Annotated in this window: 14 protein-coding genes; 7 read left to right on the plus strand and 7 right to left on the minus strand. The window is 62.3% G+C overall.

The genetic code is table 11. The features are described 5' to 3' along the window. Positions 1-114: 114 nt before the first annotated feature. Positions 115-2,631, plus strand: coding sequence for an EAL domain-containing protein (locus tag GPA21_RS13130; protein ID WP_168988602.1), 2,517 nt, complete (start codon positions 115-117; stop codon positions 2,629-2,631). Positions 2,632-2,689: 58 nt separating this feature from the next. Here the strand turns inward: GPA21_RS13130 and GPA21_RS13135 are convergent, their stop codons facing one another. Both GPA21_RS13135 and GPA21_RS20975 read right to left on the minus strand, forming a co-directional pair. Next, a complete protein-coding gene (locus GPA21_RS13135; protein ID WP_168988603.1) occupies positions 2,690-4,147 on the minus strand; it encodes a DEAD/DEAH box helicase in 1,458 nt (485 codons plus the stop codon). A 528-nt stretch (positions 4,148-4,675) separates the two neighbouring features. Further along, on the minus strand, positions 4,676-4,981 hold the full coding sequence (locus GPA21_RS20975) for a hypothetical protein (protein ID WP_246261953.1): 306 nt from the start codon (positions 4,979-4,981) through the stop codon (positions 4,676-4,678). Between GPA21_RS20975 and GPA21_RS20980 the strand changes: the two genes are divergently transcribed. After that, positions 4,904-5,632, plus strand: coding sequence for a M48 family metalloprotease (locus GPA21_RS20980; RefSeq protein WP_246261951.1), 729 nt, complete (start codon positions 4,904-4,906; stop codon positions 5,630-5,632). The genes GPA21_RS20975 and GPA21_RS20980 overlap by 78 nt on opposite strands. Before the next feature lie 7 nt (positions 5,633-5,639). Here the strand turns inward: GPA21_RS20980 and GPA21_RS13145 are convergent, their stop codons facing one another. Next, complete coding sequence (locus GPA21_RS13145; RefSeq protein ID WP_168988605.1) at positions 5,640-6,422, minus strand: enoyl-CoA hydratase/isomerase family protein; 783 nt, start codon at positions 6,420-6,422, stop codon at positions 5,640-5,642. 2 nt (positions 6,423-6,424) lie between these two features. After that, a complete protein-coding gene (locus tag GPA21_RS13150; protein WP_168988606.1) occupies positions 6,425-7,096 on the minus strand; it encodes a GntR family transcriptional regulator in 672 nt (223 codons plus the stop codon). 319 nt (positions 7,097-7,415) lie between these two features. On the opposite strand from GPA21_RS13150, the gene scpA reads away from it, so the two are divergent. The 5 genes from scpA to GPA21_RS13175 all read left to right on the plus strand — a co-directional run bounded on the left by scpA (position 7,416) and on the right by GPA21_RS13175 (position 16,093). After that, complete coding sequence (scpA, locus tag GPA21_RS13155) at positions 7,416-9,581, plus strand: methylmalonyl-CoA mutase (protein WP_168988607.1); 2,166 nt, start codon at positions 7,416-7,418, stop codon at positions 9,579-9,581. A gap of 19 nt (positions 9,582-9,600) precedes the next feature. Then, positions 9,601-10,599 (plus strand): methylmalonyl Co-A mutase-associated GTPase MeaB, encoded by a 999-nt coding sequence (gene meaB / locus GPA21_RS13160; protein ID WP_246261952.1) that lies wholly within the window; start codon positions 9,601-9,603, stop codon positions 10,597-10,599. A gap of 58 nt (positions 10,600-10,657) precedes the next feature. Continuing rightward, positions 10,658-12,190 (plus strand): acyl-CoA carboxylase subunit beta, encoded by a 1,533-nt coding sequence (locus GPA21_RS13165; protein WP_168988609.1) that lies wholly within the window; start codon positions 10,658-10,660, stop codon positions 12,188-12,190. A 21-nt stretch (positions 12,191-12,211) separates the two neighbouring features. Continuing rightward, entirely contained in the window at positions 12,212-14,203 is a 1,992-nt protein-coding gene (accC, locus tag GPA21_RS13170; RefSeq protein WP_168988610.1) for an acetyl-CoA carboxylase biotin carboxylase subunit, read from the plus strand. Between the two features lie 495 nt (positions 14,204-14,698). Beyond that, on the plus strand, positions 14,699-16,093 hold the full coding sequence (locus GPA21_RS13175) for a KamA family radical SAM protein (protein ID WP_168988611.1): 1,395 nt from the start codon (positions 14,699-14,701) through the stop codon (positions 16,091-16,093). Positions 16,094-16,169: 76 nt separating this feature from the next. Here the strand turns inward: GPA21_RS13175 and GPA21_RS13180 are convergent, their stop codons facing one another. The 3 genes from GPA21_RS13180 to GPA21_RS13190 all read right to left on the minus strand — a co-directional run. After that, complete coding sequence (locus GPA21_RS13180) at positions 16,170-16,646, minus strand: VOC family protein (RefSeq protein WP_168988612.1); 477 nt, start codon at positions 16,644-16,646, stop codon at positions 16,170-16,172. 191 nt (positions 16,647-16,837) lie between these two features. Then, the gene (locus GPA21_RS13185) at positions 16,838-17,563 is read right to left on the minus strand and encodes a response regulator transcription factor (protein WP_168988613.1); all 726 of its coding nucleotides are present in this window, start codon (positions 17,561-17,563) and stop codon (positions 16,838-16,840) included. Further along, a partial coding sequence (locus GPA21_RS13190; protein WP_168988614.1) for an ATP-binding protein occupies positions 17,563-18,352 on the minus strand: 790 nt, incomplete at its 5' end. The genes GPA21_RS13185 and GPA21_RS13190, both read right to left, overlap by 1 nt.

Below are 18,352 nucleotides of genomic sequence, written 5' to 3' on the forward strand. Positions count from 1 at the left end.
CAACATGCCCACTTTGATCACTCCTCGATCCCCCGCCCAAAACACAGCAGGGTAGTCAATCAAAGGTGGGTCAAATTTCGATGCAAATTACCCCGGCAAGTGGGTCAATTCTGGATGGCCGTCAACAGCCTGATTGCCGCTCGCGGTGTACAGTTTGCGCCGGAACTGCAGGCGCAGTATGTGCGGACTGACCGAGCGACGGTGCGCTTGCGTGCCGCAACGCCGGCGATTCTGGACTCGGCGCCTTTCATGTCTGTTGCCGTGGAACAGATTCTCTCGCAACTGAAAGAGTTGGACGTCTTGAGGTCTCATGTCTTTTCAAGAGACGTTCCAGTCGACAGGGTCCGCGTCGACTATACGGCCTTGATCAGTCCTCTTTTTGATCATCTCTTTGTGACAACCTCCGTCGGCGGCAGTGATTGGGCTTTCCGGGGGCAGATGGCGTTTCTGTTCTTTCTCCAGGCGAAGGAGATGGCTGGTCAGGAGCGGGCGTTGTTGACTGCGATGCTGTCGGCTGGCGATTACAGCCACGCCCGGCTGAGTGACTTTCATCGTATCAAGTCGGCAGAGCGGCTTCTTGACGAGAAGTTTCGCCAGTTCGCCGACGGCGAGATCATCAAGCATTACGACAACGCCCTTTCCGCGCCCTTTGTAAGGGAAATTCAGCAGATGCGGCAGTTGGTTCTGGCCGCCAATACGGGAGAGGAGCCGGTAGGACGCATGATTCCTCTGGCCACCCATTGGTTCGATCTCTCCTCCCAGAAGATCGACACCCTCAACGAGTTTGAATCGCGCCTGGTCGATCGCGTGCTTGAGAGTGCCGAGGCGCTTCACAGCCGTGCCCAATCGGCGCTGATGATCAACGCGCTTGGAACCGGCCTGTCGCTATTGCTGGCGGTCGCCCTACTGCTGCAGATGTGGCGGGGCAAGGAGCTCGCGGAAACCGACCTGCACCTGGCAGCAGAGGTGTTCCGTAACAGCGTGGAGTCGATCATCATCACCGACGCGGCGTCACGGATCGTAGAGGTGAACCAGGCTTTTACCCGTACTACCGGCTATCTGCGTGATGAAGTCATCGGGCAGAAGACGCGGATTCTTGACTCGGGTCGTCACGACGACCACTTCTATGCCGCGATGTGGATGAAGATCCGTGCGAGTGGCGCTTGGGAAGGCGAGGTCTGGAACCGGCGCAAGGACGGCGAGGCCTACCCGGCCCTGTTGTCCATCGCCGAGGTGAAGAACCGAAGGGGAGAGGTGACCCACTACGTTGCAACGAGTGTGGATTTGACCAAGTACAAGGAAACGGAGGCGATGTTGGAGCGCCTGCGTACCTTCGATCCTCTCACTGGTCTGCCGAACCGGGACGCCCTGATCTCCGCACTCGATCAGGCGGTGGTGAGCGCAGGTCGCACCGGAAACCGTTTCGCGTTGATCGAGCTCGGCCTCGACCGCTTCAAGGTGATCAATGAATCCCTTGGTCACTTGACTGGAGACCAGGTATTGATCGGTGCGGCCGAGACCATCAAGAAGCTGTTGCGGCGACATGATGTCGCCGCGCGACCTAGCGGCGATCGCTTCGCGATCCTCTTGCCGGACATGGATGATCCTCGGGCAATCGGTGCCTTTTGCGAGCGCCTTCTCGCCGCCTTCCGAAAGCCGATCGATGTGGACAAGCGGCCCTTGCATGTCTCGATCAGTATCGGCATCGCGCTTTTCCCGGACGATGGTGATGACAGCCGCACGCTTCAGCGCAATGTGGAAACCGCGCTCAACAGCGCCAAGGCGGACGGACGGAGCTGTTACAAGTTCTACTCGGCACAGATGAATGCAGCCGGCGTTCAATTGCTGGCGCTGGAGCAGCGATTGCGTCAGGCCCTGGATCTCGGAGAATTCTCGCTCGCTTACCAGCCGCAGATCGACGCCAGAAGTGGCAAGCTCATCGGGCTGGAGGCGTTGTTGCGCTGGCGAAATCCCGAGCTCGGGATGGTTTCTCCGATTCAGTTCGTTCCGATTGCGGAGGCCACTGGCATCATCGTGCCGATCGGTGAATGGGTTTTGCTCGAGGCCTGCACTCAGGCGCAGCAGTGGCGCGAACGCAGTGGGTGGGATTTCGAGATAGCGGTGAATCTGTCAGCGCGCCAGTTTGTTCGCGAGGACCTGTGTGCCACCGTGCAGAATGCGCTCGAGCGCAGTGGCTTGCCGGCGCGGGCGCTCGAACTGGAAATCACCGAAGGATTGCTGATGAGCGATCCCGCCGGTGCGACTCGGATCCTCACTAACCTGCGCGACCTCGGCGTGAAGGTCGCGCTGGATGATTTCGGCACGGGCTATTCGTCACTCGCCTACCTGAAGAATTTCCCATTGGACCGCCTCAAGCTGGATCGCGCATTCGTCAAGGATCTGCCGGGAAACGAGAGCGATTGTGCGATCAGTCATGCCGTCATCGCGCTCGGTCACAACCTCGGACTGCAGGTACTGGCCGAGGGGGTTGAAACACAGGAGCAGCGCCGCTTCCTGGCCGACGCCGGATGCGATCATTTTCAGGGCTACTTATTTGCTCGCCCTCTGCCTGCTGAAGAGCTCGATGGCTTCATGGACAGGGCGGAGAACGATTGGGGTCAGGCAATCTGACCCCATCGCTTTCAAAGCTTGGCTCGACCCTCTGGTCGGGCCGGATTCCTGTCAGCGATCAGCGGCCGCGGTTGGCGGCTCTGGGTGCGAACAGGGCCGCAGTCGGTGCGGAACGCTGGCCTTGCCGGCGATTGCCGCCGGGTCCCGGGCTCTGCGTGCCCGCGGTTCTCGGTTGCACCGCATGTTCCCGGCTTGTCTGCCCATCGCGCGGCGCAATGGTCGATGTGCGGCCACTGCTGGATTGTTTGGGCTTTCCGCCTCGCTTGCCGGGTTCGCGTGAGCTACGGCGATCGGTTTCGCGGTTGCGAGGTGGACGTCCGTTCTGGCGCGGGCGTTCGGACTCCTGGGCGGTGGGGTCTACCGGGCGGGGAGTGAAGCCTTCGGGTTGCGGTGCGCGCTCGATACGCTTGCCGATCAGTCGCTCAATGCCAGCGAGATAGCCTGCCTCTTCGGCGTCGACCAGCGAGATAGCATGGCCGGCGCTGCCCGCGCGCCCGGTTCGGCCGATGCGATGGACATAGTCTTCGGCGATGTTCGGCAACTCGAAGTTGATCACGTGCGGAAGCTGCTCGATGTCGAGTCCGCGGGCAGCGATGTCGGTCGCGACCAGCACCGGCAGCGACCCGTCCTTGAACTGGGCCAATGCGCGTGTGCGGGCTGACTGGCTCTTGTTGCCGTGGATTGCGGCCGACGCGATACCGTGCTTGAGCAGATACTCGGCGAGCTTGTTCGCCCCGTGCTTTGTTCGGGTGAACACCAGCACCTGATACCACTGGTTCTCTCCGATCAGATGCACCAGAAGATCCCGCTTCTGCTTTTGCGGGATCATGAACACCGACTGACTGACCAGTTCAGACGCGGTGTTGCGGCGTGCGACCTCGACCTGGCCGGGATTGTTGAGCAAGCCCTTGGCCAATGAACGGATTTCGTCCGAGAACGTAGCGGAAAAAAGCAGGTTCTGACGTTGCTTCGGCAGCATCGCCAGGACCTTGCGGATATCTCGAATGAAACCCATGTCGAGCATGCGGTCCGCTTCATCGAGCACGAGAATCTCGACCCCGGAGAGGTCGACGGTTTTCTGGCCGGCGTGGTCGAGCAGGCGACCGGGCGTGGCGACGAGGATGTCGACCGGCTTGCGCAAGGTCTGAATCTGGGGGTTGATGTTGACACCGCCGAACATCACCATCGACTTCAGCGACAGGTGGCGTCCGTAGGTTTCGACGGATTCGTGCACCTGTGCCGCGAGTTCGCGGGTCGGGGTCAGTACGAGGCAGCGCGGCCGACCGGGACGGCGCTCGCCGGCTTGTGTCGCGCTGAGACGGTGCAGCAGGGGAAGTGTGAAACCGGCGGTCTTGCCGGTACCGGTCTGGGCGGCGGCGAGCAGGTCGCGGCCAGCCAGCACCAGTGGAATCGCTTGCGCCTGGATCGGCGTGGGCGTGGTGTAACCCGTTTCGGCGACTGCGCGCAGAATCGGTTCTGCCAGTCCAAGACTGGCGAAATCAGCGGAGGTTGTCATTATGTTCCAGGGGGTGCGGCTAAAACCCGTCGCTCCGCAGGAGTGACACCAATCTGGGCAGGCCGCTGGGTGGACCGGTAGGGTCTCGGATTGAGGCGACTGATTGGTCGTGGTCACCACATGCGCCCATTGTATAGGTTTTTTTGCGCATTGCAGCAAAATGGCGGCGACGCCGGCCAATCATCGTGATGAATGTGCACAGCGGCGGGCCTTGAAGCGCGCTGATTCACTGCGTAACCGGGTGTCTCTGGTCGACGTATGACTTTAGCGCGATTCCAGACGCCAGGCTTTCGGGCTATAGTCACGGCGGTTTGCGCTTGCACAGGGGAAGGCATGGCTCTGGAATGTTCCCGATTGTCGCCGTTGAGGGCGCGCATCGCACGCGCTCAAGCTGTCCGGGCAACCCTTTTTCTGGGTCTCCTGGGTTTGCTACTCATTGTTTCGTCAGCCTTGGCCTTTCAAGCCTTTGCTGATGCGATCGGACTTCAGTCCGAAGGCGCGTACTGGGGGGCGGCGAGATCGCTGCTGCTAGGGGTCTGTGCGGCGGCGCTGGCGAGTTGCTTGATTCGATGGTTGTTCTGTCGGGTGCCCGAACCGAACGGCGTTCGGCTCGAGCGCGATGCCGCCGAATCGCTTTATCGGGCGATAGACAAAGTGGCGCGCCGCACGGGTGGCGGGGGAATCGACCATATTCACATAACCGGTGAAATGAACGCTGCGATTGTACAGCGCCCGCGGTGGGGGCTTGTCGGTCCGATGCAGACCTATTTGCAGTTGGGCCTGCCGCTCGTACATAGCGTTTCGGGCCGACAGTTGAACGCGATTCTTGCGCATGAGTGCGCTCATCTCGCGCTGCAGCGCAAGGGGCTCAAGGCCTGGGGTTGCCACATGCGATCCTGGGCGTTCAGAGTCATGGAACAGCTAGTCGACGGATTGCCATTTCTGCCACATCTTGTGCATCGGCAGTTCAATGCGTTCGCTGTCACTGGGGCACGATTGGCGCGCCTCGAGGAGTTCGAGGCGGATCAGGCCGCTGCGCGAATCGTCGGTGCGCCCCTGGTGGCGCAAACCCTTGTCGAAGTGTCTTTGCGTGACCGCTTTCTGAGTGACGACTTCATGTGCCGCGTGATGGCGCAGTCCGGCAGTCTGCGTTCGCCAGCCATTCGCCCGTATCGGGAAATGGCTGTTGGCATGGCCGCGGGTTTCAGGTGGCCGGATGTCGATGGTGGTCGGCTCGGAGTTCGCAGTCTGACGGGATCGGAAGAAATCGAGTCGAGTCTGCATCCCCCGCTGTCTTCGCGTCTTGCCGCGCTGGGCGTGTGGCATGTCCGCGCAAGTCGAAGCGCTGGTTCAGCCGCCGACAAGCATCTGGGCCACTTGTTGCCCGAGCTGGCTTCGACGTTCGATCGCGCCTGGTGGCGGGAGGTCAAGCGTTTCTGGCGTACCCACTATCGCCGGTCGCGACGCAGGGAGATGCGGCGCTAGGCAGGGCTTAGCGTCCCTCGAACCGTGGCGTCCTTTTCTCAAGGAATGCGCTCAAGCCCTCAGCGTAATCCCGGGTATCAAGAAACGCGAAGGCGGCGAGCTTTTCGGCCTCGGTGAGCGGGGAGGGATCGGCAAGGCGACGGACCCACTGTTTGTGCCAACGGGCCACGAGCGGGGCGCCCGCGGCAATTCGCCGCGCGCAGGCGAGCGCCTCGTGGATGACCGTTTCGTCATCCACGACTCGGCTGAGCAAGCCCTTCTGTAGCGCTTCCCGAGCGCCGAGAATGCGCCCTTCGAGCAGGATCTCGAGTAACACCGCTGGTCCGACCAGGGCGAGCAGACCGGCCATTTCGCCGGGGTACATCGAGAAACCGAGTCGATTGATGGGAGCGCCGAAACGAGCTGATTCTCCGGCGATCCGAATATCGCAGCAGCCTGCGATCTCGAGGCCTCCACCGATGCAAGCCCCCTGGATCGCCGCGACGGTCGGCACAGGGCAGTCGCGGATCGCGTTCAGCGCCGAGGCGACCAGTTCTTCGTGATAGTGCAGTGCGTCCTTCACCGTCGCGCGGACCGTCAGAAACTCCTCGATGTCGCCACCGGCCGCGAAAGCGGCTTCGTCGCGTCCGCGAATGATGACACAACGCAGGGTTTCGTCCTGCGCGATGGTGTCCATCCGGGTGCGCAGGGCGGTCCACATCTCGGCGTTGATCGCGTTTAGCTTGCCCGGATTCGACAGCGTCAACGTAGCCACACCGTCCATGGCATCGTAGCGGATCTCTCCGGGCATGATCACGCGGCCTTGTTGCGCGATTTTGCGATGCGGTCGAGCGCCGCGCGGCCGCTTGCGATGTGCTTGCGCATCTTGGCCTCGGCGGCATCCTGGTCGTGTCCGACGATTGCGGCGAGAATCTCGCGATGCTCGCTCAGGGATTGCTCAAGCCGACCCTCGGAGAACAACGAATGGTGGCGCGAAAGCTTGATGACCTTGCGCAAATCCTCGATGGCGTTGAGCAGCCAGCGGTTGTCGGCGAGCGTCTGCACTGCACGGTGAAACGCCTGGTTGGCTTCGAAAAAGCCATTGATGTCTCCCTCGGTCGCCGCCAGCTCCAAGCTGGCATGGATCCGTTCCAGTTCGATCACGCCGGCCTTTCCTGCCTTGGTCGCCGCCTCTCGTGCGCACTGGCCTTCGAGCAGCGCCATGATCGTGAAGATCTCATCGAGATCCCGATCGGAGATTTCGGTAACGTAGCAGCCCTTGCGAGGCTTGAGGGTCACCAACCCCTCGGCCGCCAGCACCTTGAGTGCCTCGCGCAGCGGGGTGCGGGAGATTCCGTAGTGGTCAGCGAGCGCCTGCTCGTCCACCCAGGTGCCGGGAGGCAGTTCGTGGGAGAAGATGCGCTGCCGAAGGCGTTCGGCGACTTCCTGATAGAGGGCTAGCGGTGCGATCCGGGAAGAGGTCATTGGCGTGTTTCCGAGTGACGAGCCGCGCGCTCGATGTGTCAGGTTCCTTGACGAAGGAGTTGCATCCATAATTATGGATAAAGTATTATAGGAAGGTGGCTTCAAGTCAACTTCCGGTGCGGTGCGAGGGTGATCCGCTGTATGGTGGGTCAGGAGAGGAGAGCTGCACCGGGGCGCCGACGGCCACTCGCGCATTTGCGTGAGTGGCCTTGTCGTCGCAGATACGATAGTTCTTTCGGCCAGCGTGCCGAAGCGTTTGGAACAGTGTCCGTTTTTACCCGCCGGATTTGCCGTTGCGGGTCTTATCGAGAGGTGAACGATGTCGAAGTCCGACTATCCGCAATATCCGCAGACGGATCTGGAGGCCTGGAGCAAGGCGGCCGCCAAGCACGCGCCCGGCGGGAACCCGGACAACCTGACCTGGCATACGCCGGAGGGTCTCGCGGTCAAGCCGCTGTATACCAAGGCAGATGTCGAGAGCCTGCAGTTCGCCGACACCTTGCCGGGTTTCGAGCCCTTTCTGCGCGGTCCGCAGCCGACGATGTACGCGGTCAAGCCCTGGACCATCCGCCAGTACGCCGGCTTCTCCACCGCGGAGGCTTCCAATGCGTTCTATCGCAAGGCGCTTGCCGCCGGTGGCCAGGGCGTGTCGGTCGCCTTCGATCTGGCAACCCACCGCGGTTACGACTCTGATCACCCGCGCGTGACCGGCGATGTCGGCAAGGCCGGCGTGGCGATCGATTCGGTCGAGGACATGAAGATCCTGTTCGACGGCATCCCGCTCGACAAGATCTCGGTGTCGATGACCATGAACGGTGCGGTGCTGCCGATCCTCGCCGGCTACATCGTCGCCGCCGAGGAGCAGGGTGTCAGCCAGGAAAAGCTCTCGGGCACGATCCAGAACGACATCCTCAAAGAGTTCATGGTGCGGAACACCTACATCTATCCGCCCACGCCGTCGATGAAGATCATCGCTGACATCTTCGGCTACACCGCGCAGCACATGCCGAAGTTCAACAGCATCTCAATCTCCGGCTATCACATCCAGGAAGCCGGCGCGAACCAGGCCATCGAACTGGCTTTCACGCTCGCCGACGGCCTCGAGTACGTGCGCACCGGCATCGCCAGCGGCATGGATGTCGACACCTTCGCCGGCCGCCTGTCCTTCTTCTGGGCGGTGGGCATGAACTTCTACCTCGAGATCGCCAAGATGCGTGCCGCGCGTCTGCTGTGGTGGCGCATCATGAAGCAGTTCAACCCCAGGAATCCCAAGTCGATGATGCTGCGGACCCACTCGCAGACCTCGGGCTGGTCGCTCACCGAGCAGGACCCCTACAACAACGTGGTGCGCACCACCATCGAGGCGATGGCCGCGGTGTTCGGTGGCACCCAGTCGCTGCACACTAACGCGCTCGACGAGGCGATCGCGCTGCCTACCGAGTTCTCGGCCCGCATCGCGCGCAACACCCAGATCATCATCCAGGAAGAGACGCATATCTGTAACGTGGTCGACCCCTGGGCCGGCTCCTACATGATGGAAAAGCTCACCCAGGACATGGCCGACAAAGCGTGGGAGCTGATCGAAGAGATCGAGGCCATGGGAGGCATGACCAAGGCGGTCGAGTCCGGCTGGGCCAAGATGAAGGTCGAGGAGTGCGCCGCCGAGAAGCAGGCACGCATCGACTCCGGCAAGGACGTCATCGTCGGCGTGAACAAATACAAGCTCGCCAAGGAAGACCCGATCGAGATCCTCGACATCGACAACCACGCGGTACGCGAGTCGCAGATCGCGCGTTTGAAGAAGATCCGCGAGACGCGCGACAATGCGGCGGTACAGGCAGCGCTCGAGGCGCTGACCCGCTGCGCCGAGAGCGGTGAGGGCAACCTGCTCGATCTCAGCGTGCAGGCGATCCGCTTGCGTGCCAGCGTCGGCGAGGTGTCCGATGCGCTCGAGAAGGTGTTCGGCCGTTATCGCGCCAACCCTCAAGCCGTGTCCGGTGTCTATGGAGCCGTCGTGGAAGAACAGGAAGACTGGAAGGCCCTGAAGGCCGAGATCGAGGCCTTCATTGCCGAAGAAGGCCGTCGCCCGCGCGTGATGATCGCCAAGCTCGGTCAGGACGGTCATGACCGAGGCGCAAAGGTCGTCGCGTCGGCGTTCGCCGATCTGGGGTTCGATATCGACGTCGGCCCGCTGTTCCAGACGCCGGAAGAGGCTGCACGTCATGCGGTCGAGAACGACGTGCATGCCGTGGGTTGCTCCAGCCTCGCGGCAGGTCACAAGACGTTGGTGCCTGCGGTCATCAACGAGCTCAAGCGCCTCGGCGCGGACGACATCATCACCTTCGTTGGCGGCGTGATTCCGGCGCAGGACTACGATGCCCTCTACGCCGCAGGCGCCAAGGGCATCTTCGGCCCGGGCACGCCGATCCAGACCGCCGCGCGCGAGGTGCTCAAGCAGATCCGCGCCGCAAAGGCCGGCGCCTGAGGCGATGGCGCCGGACGACATGCCGCGCACCCAGCCGCTTGACGCCGTTGACCAGTCGTTGGTCGACGGCGTGCTTGCGCGCCAGTTGCGCCCGCTCGCCAAGACCATCACGCTGATCGAGTCGCAGCGTGAGGATCATCAGGCGCGGGCGCGGTCGGTGCTGGAGGCGTTGCTGCCGCATACCGGCGGTGCGATGCGGGTCGGCATCTCGGGTGTGCCGGGGGTTGGCAAGTCCACCTTCATCGAGGCGCTCGGACTGTATCTCATCGAGCAGGGGCTTCGTGTGGCGGTGCTGGCGGTGGATCCGTCCTCGTCGATCACCGGTGGGTCCATTCTCGGCGACAAGACGCGTATGGAGCGCCTCAGCCAGAATACCGCGGCCTTCATCCGGCCGAGTCCGTCGGCTGGTTCGCTGGGCGGCGTCGCAGAGAAGACCCGCGAGACCATGCTGGCCTGCGAGGCCGCCGGTTTCGACGTGATCATCATCGAGACCGTCGGTGTTGGTCAGAGCGAAACCGCGGTCGCCAACATGAGCGACATGTTCTGCCTGCTGCAGCTGCCTAATGCCGGTGACGACCTGCAGGGGATCAAGAAGGGGATCATGGAGCTGGCCGATCTGGTGGTGGTGAACAAGGCCGACATCGACCTCGCAGCCACGACCCGCGCCCAGGCCCAGCTCAAGACCGCGCTGCACATGTTGCGTCCGGTCAGTCCCAACTGGTCGCCCCCGGTGCTGACGCTTTCGGCTCTAAGGATGGAAGGGGTGGCCGAGTTCTGGCAGACCGTGTGCGAGTATCGCGACACCATGAAGCGCACCGGTGAGTTCGAGACCAAGCGACGCCGCCAGGCCAGGGCCTGGATGTGGGAGTTGATCGATGCCGGGCTGCGCGCGCATTTTCGCAGTCATCCCCGTGTACGGGCCGACCTGCCCGCCCTGACCGAGGCGGTGGAGGAGGGAGGAACCACCCCGTCGGCCGCAGCACAACGCTTGCTTCGCTATCTGAAAGACGCAGTTTGAATTGAACCGTCGGCGCCTCTTGGATGCCGGCCAACCGGAAACCGTAAGGAGACCATCAATGCAGGAAATCATCCGCCAGCTGGATGAGAAGCGCCAGAAAGCCCGCCTCGGCGGCGGTCAGAAGCGCATCGACTCCCAGCACGCCAAGGGCAAGCTCACTGCACGTGAGCGTATCGAACTCCTGCTCGACGAAGGCAGCTTCGAAGAGTGGGACATGTTCAAGGAGCACCGCTGCACCGATTTCGGCATGGGCGCCGAGCATGTGCCCGGCGACGGCGTGGTGACCGGCTACGGCACCGTCAATGGTCGCCTCGTGTTCGTGTTCAGCCAGGACTTCACGGTGTTCGGTGGGTCGCTCTCCGAAACTCACGCCGAGAAGATCTGCAAGGTCATGGATCATGCGATGAAGGTCGGCGCGCCGGTCATCGGCCTGAACGACTCGGGTGGCGCGCGCATCCAGGAAGGCGTGGATTCACTCGGCGGCTACGCCGACGTGTTCCAGCGCAATGTGATGGCCTCCGGCGTGATCCCGCAGATTTCGATGATCATGGGGCCCTGCGCCGGCGGCGCGGTGTATTCGCCGTCGATGACCGACTTCATCTTCATGGTCAAGGACTCGAGCTACATGTTCGTGACCGGCCCGGAAGTGGTCAAGACCGTGACCCATGAAACCGTCACCGCCGAGGAACTGGGCGGCGCGGTCACCCACACCACCAAGTCCGGCGTTGCCGACCTCGCCTTCGAGGACGACGTGGAAGCCCTCGCACAGCTGCGTCGTTTCATCGACTTCCTGCCGCTGTCGAACCGCGAGAAGCCACCGGTGCGCCCTACCGCCGACCCGGCCGACCGCATGGACGAGTCGCTCGACACCCTGGTGCCGGCCAACCCCAACCAGCCCTACGACATGAAGGAGCTGATCACCAAGGTCGTGGACGAGGGCGATTTCTTCGAGCTGCAACCGGACTACGCCAAGAACATCATCATCGGCTTCGGCCGCATGGAGGGACAGACGGTCGGCTTCGTCGCCAACCAGCCGCTGGTGCTCGCCGGCTGCCTCGACATCAAGAGCTCGATCAAGGCCGCACGCTTCGTGCGTTTCTGCGACGCCTTCAACATCCCGGTGGTGACCTTCGTCGACGTGCCCGGCTTCATGCCCGGCACCAGCCAGGAATACGGCGGCATCATCAAGCACGGCGCCAAACTGCTTTATGCCTACGCCGAATGCACCGTGCCCAAGGTCACGCTGATCACTCGCAAGGCCTATGGCGGCGCGTATGACGTGATGAGCTCCAAGCACCTGCGTGGCGACGTGAACCTAGCCTGGCCGAGCGCCGAGATCGCGGTCATGGGCCCCAAGGGTGCGGTGGAGATCATCTTCCGCGAGGAGAAGAACAACCCCGAGAAGATCGCCGAGCGCGAGGCGATGTACAAGGAGAAGTTCGCGAACCCCTTCGTCGCCGCCCATCGCGGCTTCATCGACGACGTGATCATGCCGCACGCCACCCGCAAGCGCATCTGCCGGTCGCTTGCGATGCTGCGTGACAAGCAACTCGACAACCCGTGGCGCAAGCACGGCAACATCCCGCTCTGATCGCCCGGAGGACCCAGACAAATGTTCAATAAAATTCTAATCGCCAATCGTGGGGAAATCGCCTGCCGCGTGATCAAAACCGCCCGCAAGATGGGCATTGCCACCGTAGCCGTGTATTCAGAAGCCGATGCGGGCGCACTGCATGTGGATCTCGCTGACGAGGCGGTGTGCATCGGTCCGGCGGCTTCCAAGGAATCCTACCTGGTGATGGACAAGATCATCGCTGCCTGCAAGCAGACCGGCGCGGAGGCGGTCCACCCGGGTTACGGGTTCCTGTCCGAGAACGCCGAGTTCTCGCGGCGACTCGAGGCCGAGGGGATCAAGTTCATCGGTCCCAAGCATTACTCGGTCGCCAAGATGGGCGACAAGATCGAGTCCAAGAAGCTCGCCATCGAGGCGAAGGTCAACACCATTCCCGGCTACAACGACCCGATCGAAACCCCCGAGGAGGCGGTCGAGATCGCCAAGGGCATCGGTTACCCGGTGATGATCAAGGCCTCGGCCGGGGGCGGCGGCAAGGGTTTGCGCGTCGCCTTCAACGACAAGGAAGCGCACGAAGGTTTCTCCTCCTGCCGTAACGAAGCGAAGAACGCTTTCGGCGACGACCGCGTGTTCATCGAGAAATACGTGCTCGAACCGCGCCACATCGAAATCCAGGTGCTTGGCGACAGTCACGGCAACTATGTGTATCTGAACGAGCGCGACTGCTCCATTCAGCGTCGTCACCAGAAGGTCATTGAAGAGGCGCCCAGTCCCTTCGTCGATCCCGAGATGCGCAAGGCCATGGGCGAGCAGGCGGTGGCCCTGGCCCGCGCGGTGAACTACGAGTCGGCGGGCACCGTCGAGTTTGTCGTCTCGGGCGCGACCAAGGAGTTCTACTTCCTCGAGATGAACACCCGCCTTCAGGTCGAGCATCCGGTCACCGAGCTGATCACCGGCCTCGATCTGGTCGAGCAGATGATCCGTGTCGCCTACGGGGAGAAGCTGACGATCACCCAGGCCGACGTTGGCATCAACGGCTGGTCCATGGAGTGCCGGATCAACGCCGAAGACCCCTTCCGCGGCTTCCTGCCTTCAACCGGCCGGCTGGTGAAGTTCCAGCCGCCGGCTGAGGTCGACGGACAGGTGCGTGTCGATACCGGTGTCTACGAAGGTGGCGAGATCTCGATGTACTACGACTCGATGATCGCCAAGCTCATCACCCACGGCGCCAATCGTGATCAGGCGATCGAGCGCATGCGCGAGGCGCTCAACGCCTTCGTGATCCGCGGCATCAGCTCCAACATTCCGTTCCAGGCCGCGTTGCTGCAACACCCGCGCTTCGTCTCGGGCAACTTCAACACCGGCTTCATCGCGGAGGAGTATCCGCAGGGCTTCGACGCGACCATGGTGCCGCACGATGACCCGATGCTCTTCGTGACCGTGGCGGCCGCGCTGCATCGGCGGCATGAAGGCCGCGACGCCGGTATCTCCGGGCAGATGCCGGGGCATGAGCGGGTCGTCGGCGAGGACTTCATGGTCATTCGCGGTGAAGAACGCACACCGGTGACCGTTGTTTCGATTGAAGGGGGCTATCAGGTCGGTGTGGGTGGCGAGCGCTTCGTCGTGAACCTCGACTGGCGCTTCGGCGAGACGTTGGTGAACGGCAGCGTGAATGGCAAGGCAGTCACGATGCAGTTCGAGCGCAACGGACTCAAGTACAACCTCAAGCATAACGGCACCGAAGCCCGGCTCGTGGTGATGAACCGGCACTGGGCGGAGTTGCAGGCGCTGATGCCGGTCAAGCTGCCGCCCGACATGTCCAAGTTCCTGCTCTCGCCGATGCCGGGCCTGTTGCGTGAGGTCGCGGTCAAGGTTGGCCAGGAAGTGAAGGCCGGCGAGAAGCTCGCGGTGATCGAGGCGATGAAGATGGAGAACGTGCTCAAGGCTGACCAGGATGGCAAGGTTGCCAAGATCGTCGCTGAGGCCGGGGCTAGCTTGTCGGTGGATGAGGTCATCATCGAGTTCGAGTAAACAAGCCTGTCAGATCGGCCGGCAGGCGCCGACACGATGAGTATCCGCCAGGGCCCGCGCAAGCGGGCCTTGGCTTTTCACGGCCCGCATTTCGCACACTATCACTGCGGCGGGCATCGATGCGCTCGCTGTGGCTTGCGGCACTCCCTCTTGCCGCTTCGACGTAGTGTCAGCTACGCCTCCAGCCACCGACGCTCGGCCCGTGCGGCGCAGCAAAGCGGAACCTTGGCGCCCTCGCTACGTGCCTGTGTCAGAGATGCGGGTTCGCCCCTGGAACCTTCGGCGCGCATTGGTTGTCACATTTGGGCCAATATAGTTTCTGGGGTAGAATCGCCGGCACACCCCACTGTGCCACCCTCTGGCACCTATCGTGGCCGACCGCCATCAAGCTTCTTTCGTCGGCCTTGAGCATCAATGAGTCGCACCCGTCACCCCAGGTCTGTTGCGGACCTCGGACCGGTGACGCTGGGTCGACCGCGAAACAGGAGGAATAGCATGAGTGCGCAGTTGAAACCGCTTGTGTGGCAGCCGACGATGGAATACGCGAGCAACTACGAGAAGGTCCCGTTCAAGGTCTACACTCAGCGTGATCTTGACCGTATCGAACCGCTCGTGCGACTCAGCGACGAGCAACGCTTCGAGATGAAGGTCGTCTCGACGGTGCTGCCGTTTCGGGTCAATCAATACATGATTGATGAACTCATCGATTGGCGCAACATCCCTGCCGATCCGATCTTTCAGCTTACGTTTCCGCAGCGTGGCATGCTCAAGCCCGAGCACTTCGATCGAGTCGCAACGCTGATACGCGACGGTGCCGGCAAGGTCGAGCTCGATGCTGCGGTGAACGAGATCCGGCTCGAACTGAATCCGCACCCGGCCGACCAGATGGAGATGAACATGCCGCGGGACGAGGCGGGAAACCGGCTCGACGGCATTCAGCACAAGTATCGGGAAACTGTATTGTTCTTCCCCAGCCAGGGGCAGACCTGCCACAGCTACTGCACTTTCTGCTTCCGCTGGGCGCAGTTCGTCGGTGACAAGGACTTGCGCATCGCGAGTTCCGAGGCCGAGAGTCTGCATGCCTACCTGCAGGCGCATCCCGAGGTAACCGACCTTCTGGTGACCGGCGGCGACCCGATGGTGATGAAGGCCAAGCATCTTGCGGGCTATCTCGAGCCGCTGCTGCGACCCGAGTTCGACCACATCCAGACGATCCGCATCGGCACCAAGGCGCTGACCTTCTGGCCGCACCGTTTTCTCGGTGCGGACGATGCCGACGACCTGATCCGCCTGCTCGAGCGCCTGGTAGAGGCTGGCAAGCAGGTCGCGGTCATGGCCCACTACAACCACTGGAAGGAACTCGACACCGAAGCGGCTCAGGCCGCGATCCGGCGGGTGCGTGGCACTGGTGCGGTGATCCGCGCGCAAGGTCCGCTGATCGCTCACATCAACGATGACCCTGCAGTGTGGGCCAGGATGTGGAAACTGCAGGTCAAGTTGGGGATTGTTCCGTACTACATGTTCGTTGAGCGCGATACCGGCGCACGTCACTATTTCGAGGTGCCGCTGGTGCGGGCCTGGCAAATCTATCGCGAGGCGATGCAACAGGTGTCAGGGCTCGCCCGGACTGCACGTGGGCCGAGCATGAGCGCGAGCCCCGGCAAGGTCGAGATCCAGGGAGTCACCGAGGTCGCCGGGGAGAAGGTGTTGGCACTGCGCTTCATACAGGGGCGCAATCCGGACTGGGTGCAGCGACCGTTCTTCGCGAAGTACGACGAACAGGCGTCATGGTTGAACCATCTCGTGCCTGCCTTTGGCGAGGAGAGGTGGTTCTGGCAGGATGAGTACGACGCGATCCGCAACGAGAAGGTTTCGGTGGCGAAGAACTGACGGGCTACCGATGCGATCAGCCGAGCAAGAAGGGCGCCCCGCGGGGCGCCCTTCTCGTTAGATGGTTGCAGGCCTGTCAGCCAGCCATTCTGTCGAACGCTTCGACGACTTCCGGCGGTGCCTGGACCAGTTCGATCAGCACCCCTTCCCCGCCGATCGGGAACTCCTCGTTGCCCTTCGGGTGCATGAAGGTAATGTCGTAGCCGGCTGCTCCTTTGCGAATCCCGCCGGGTGCAAAGCGCACGCCGTTGGCGCTGAGCCATTCCACAGCCTTCGGCAGGTCATCCACCCACATGCCGACATGGTTGAGCGGGGTGGTGTGCACAGCCGGCTTCTTGTCGGCATCGAGCGGCTGCATGAGGTCTACTTCGACCCTGAACGGCCCCTTGCCAATTGCGCAGATGTCTTCATCGACGTTTTCACGTTCGCTGACGAAATTGCCAGTGACGTCGAGCCCCAGCATGTCCACCCAGAGTGTGCGCAGGCGATCCTTACTGGGACCGCCGATGGCGATCTGCTGTATGCCGAGAATGCGGAATGGGCGTGCGGACATGCTTTGTACCTCGTTCGTGACTCAATAATTATGAATTATAGCAAGCTTGGGAAGCCAAGTTTCAATTCCGGTCGGATCCGACTCGCCTGTCCGACACGCTGATCTGTCACGCGTGTGCGACAGTTTCCGGCACGACTTGCCAGCCTCCGCCTCGCGCCCCACGGTCCGCAGGCGCGGTCTTCATCCGGCGCTTACTCCCAGCTGACCTGCGTGGAGAACAAATAGCCGGCGCCGTAGACCGTTTTGATCAAACGTGGATCCTGTGGATCGTCCTCCAGCTTGCGGCGCAGGCGGGAGATGCGGACGTCTATGCTCCGGTCGAAAGGGTCGATGTCGCGCTCGCCGAGCAACTGCTCGCGGCTCAGGATGCGATTGGGGCGTGCGAGCAGAGTCAGCAGAAGCGTGGCCTCGGCCGCCGAAAGGTTGATCTCGCTGCCGTCGGAGCGGATCAGTGCGTGTCGTCCCTTGTCGAAGGTCCACTCGCCGAAGCGCGCGATGTTGCGCTCAACCACGGAGGCTTCCACGGCGGTCGTGCGCTGGTAGCGGCGCAGGATGGAGCGCACGCGGGCGACGAGTTCACGAGGCTCGAAGGGTTTGACTATGTAGTCGTCGGCACCGAGTTCCAGTCCCAGCACACGGTCGGTAACGTCATTGCGTCCCGTCAGGATCAGCACCGCGCAAGGGTTTCCCTCCTGTAGCTCGCGCACAACCTGCATGCCGTCCATGTCCGGCAGGCCGAGGTCGACAATGCAGAGTTCGGGTGTAGCGCGTTGGGCACGTTCCAGTAGCTCGCGGCCGGTGCCGACGTGTTCGCTACGAAAACCGTACTCGCCTAGGCTGTTGCAGATCAGCTTGGCGATATCCGGTTCATCCTCGAGTACGAGAATGGTCGCGGGGCTGGAGTCGGTCGCGGGCATCACATGCTTTCCGTCTGAGGTTCGAGGGAACAGAGCGCTCGTTCGAGCTGCTCACGGGCAAAGGGTTTCCGGAGTATTGGTACATCAAGGTCGGCAATGTCGGCAAGGGCGTCGTCGTCGGCATAGCCGGTGATCAGCAGCACCGGAAAGTCCGCTCGCAAGCTGCGGGCGTGACGGGCGAGGGCGCTTCCGCCGGTGGTGCCCGGCATCACGGCGTCGGTGACGAGTATCGCGATCTCGGGAACGTTGTCCAGCAGGGCAGCCGCCTCGCTTCCATTGGAGGCTTCGATGACCGGGTAACCAAGGGCCGCCAGTTCCAGGCGAATGATGCGTCGCACCTCGGGCTCGTCTTCGACGAGCAGTACCGGCTTTCGCTGCGCCTCCCGGCAGACGGTCTCTTGCGTGCCAGCTGTCTCTGCAAGGACCGGCGCGTCGGAGCGAGGCAGCACAAAGGTGACGGTTGTGCCGTCGCCAGGTTTGCTACGTATGCGGATGTTTCCACCAGACTGCCGTACGAAACCATACACCATCGACAGACCGAGTCCGCTTCCCCGCCCGAAAGGTTTGGTGGTGAAAAAGGGTTCGAACAGGCGCGGCAGTGCCTCGTCCTCTATGCCCGAGCCGGTATCGGAAACGTCGATCTGAACGTATTGCCCGTCGGGCAGCTCGACCAGTTTGGCAAGGCTTCCGGCAAGCTCCCGGCACGACACGGTGATCACCAGGTTGCCGCCGTTGGGCATCGCGTCGCGCGAATTCAGGGCGAGATTGAGCAGCGCCTGTCTCTTATAC

It is taken from the genome of Azoarcus taiwanensis, from assembly GCF_012910885.1.
GTDB lineage: Bacteria > Pseudomonadota > Gammaproteobacteria > Burkholderiales > Rhodocyclaceae > Azoarcus_F > Azoarcus_F taiwanensis.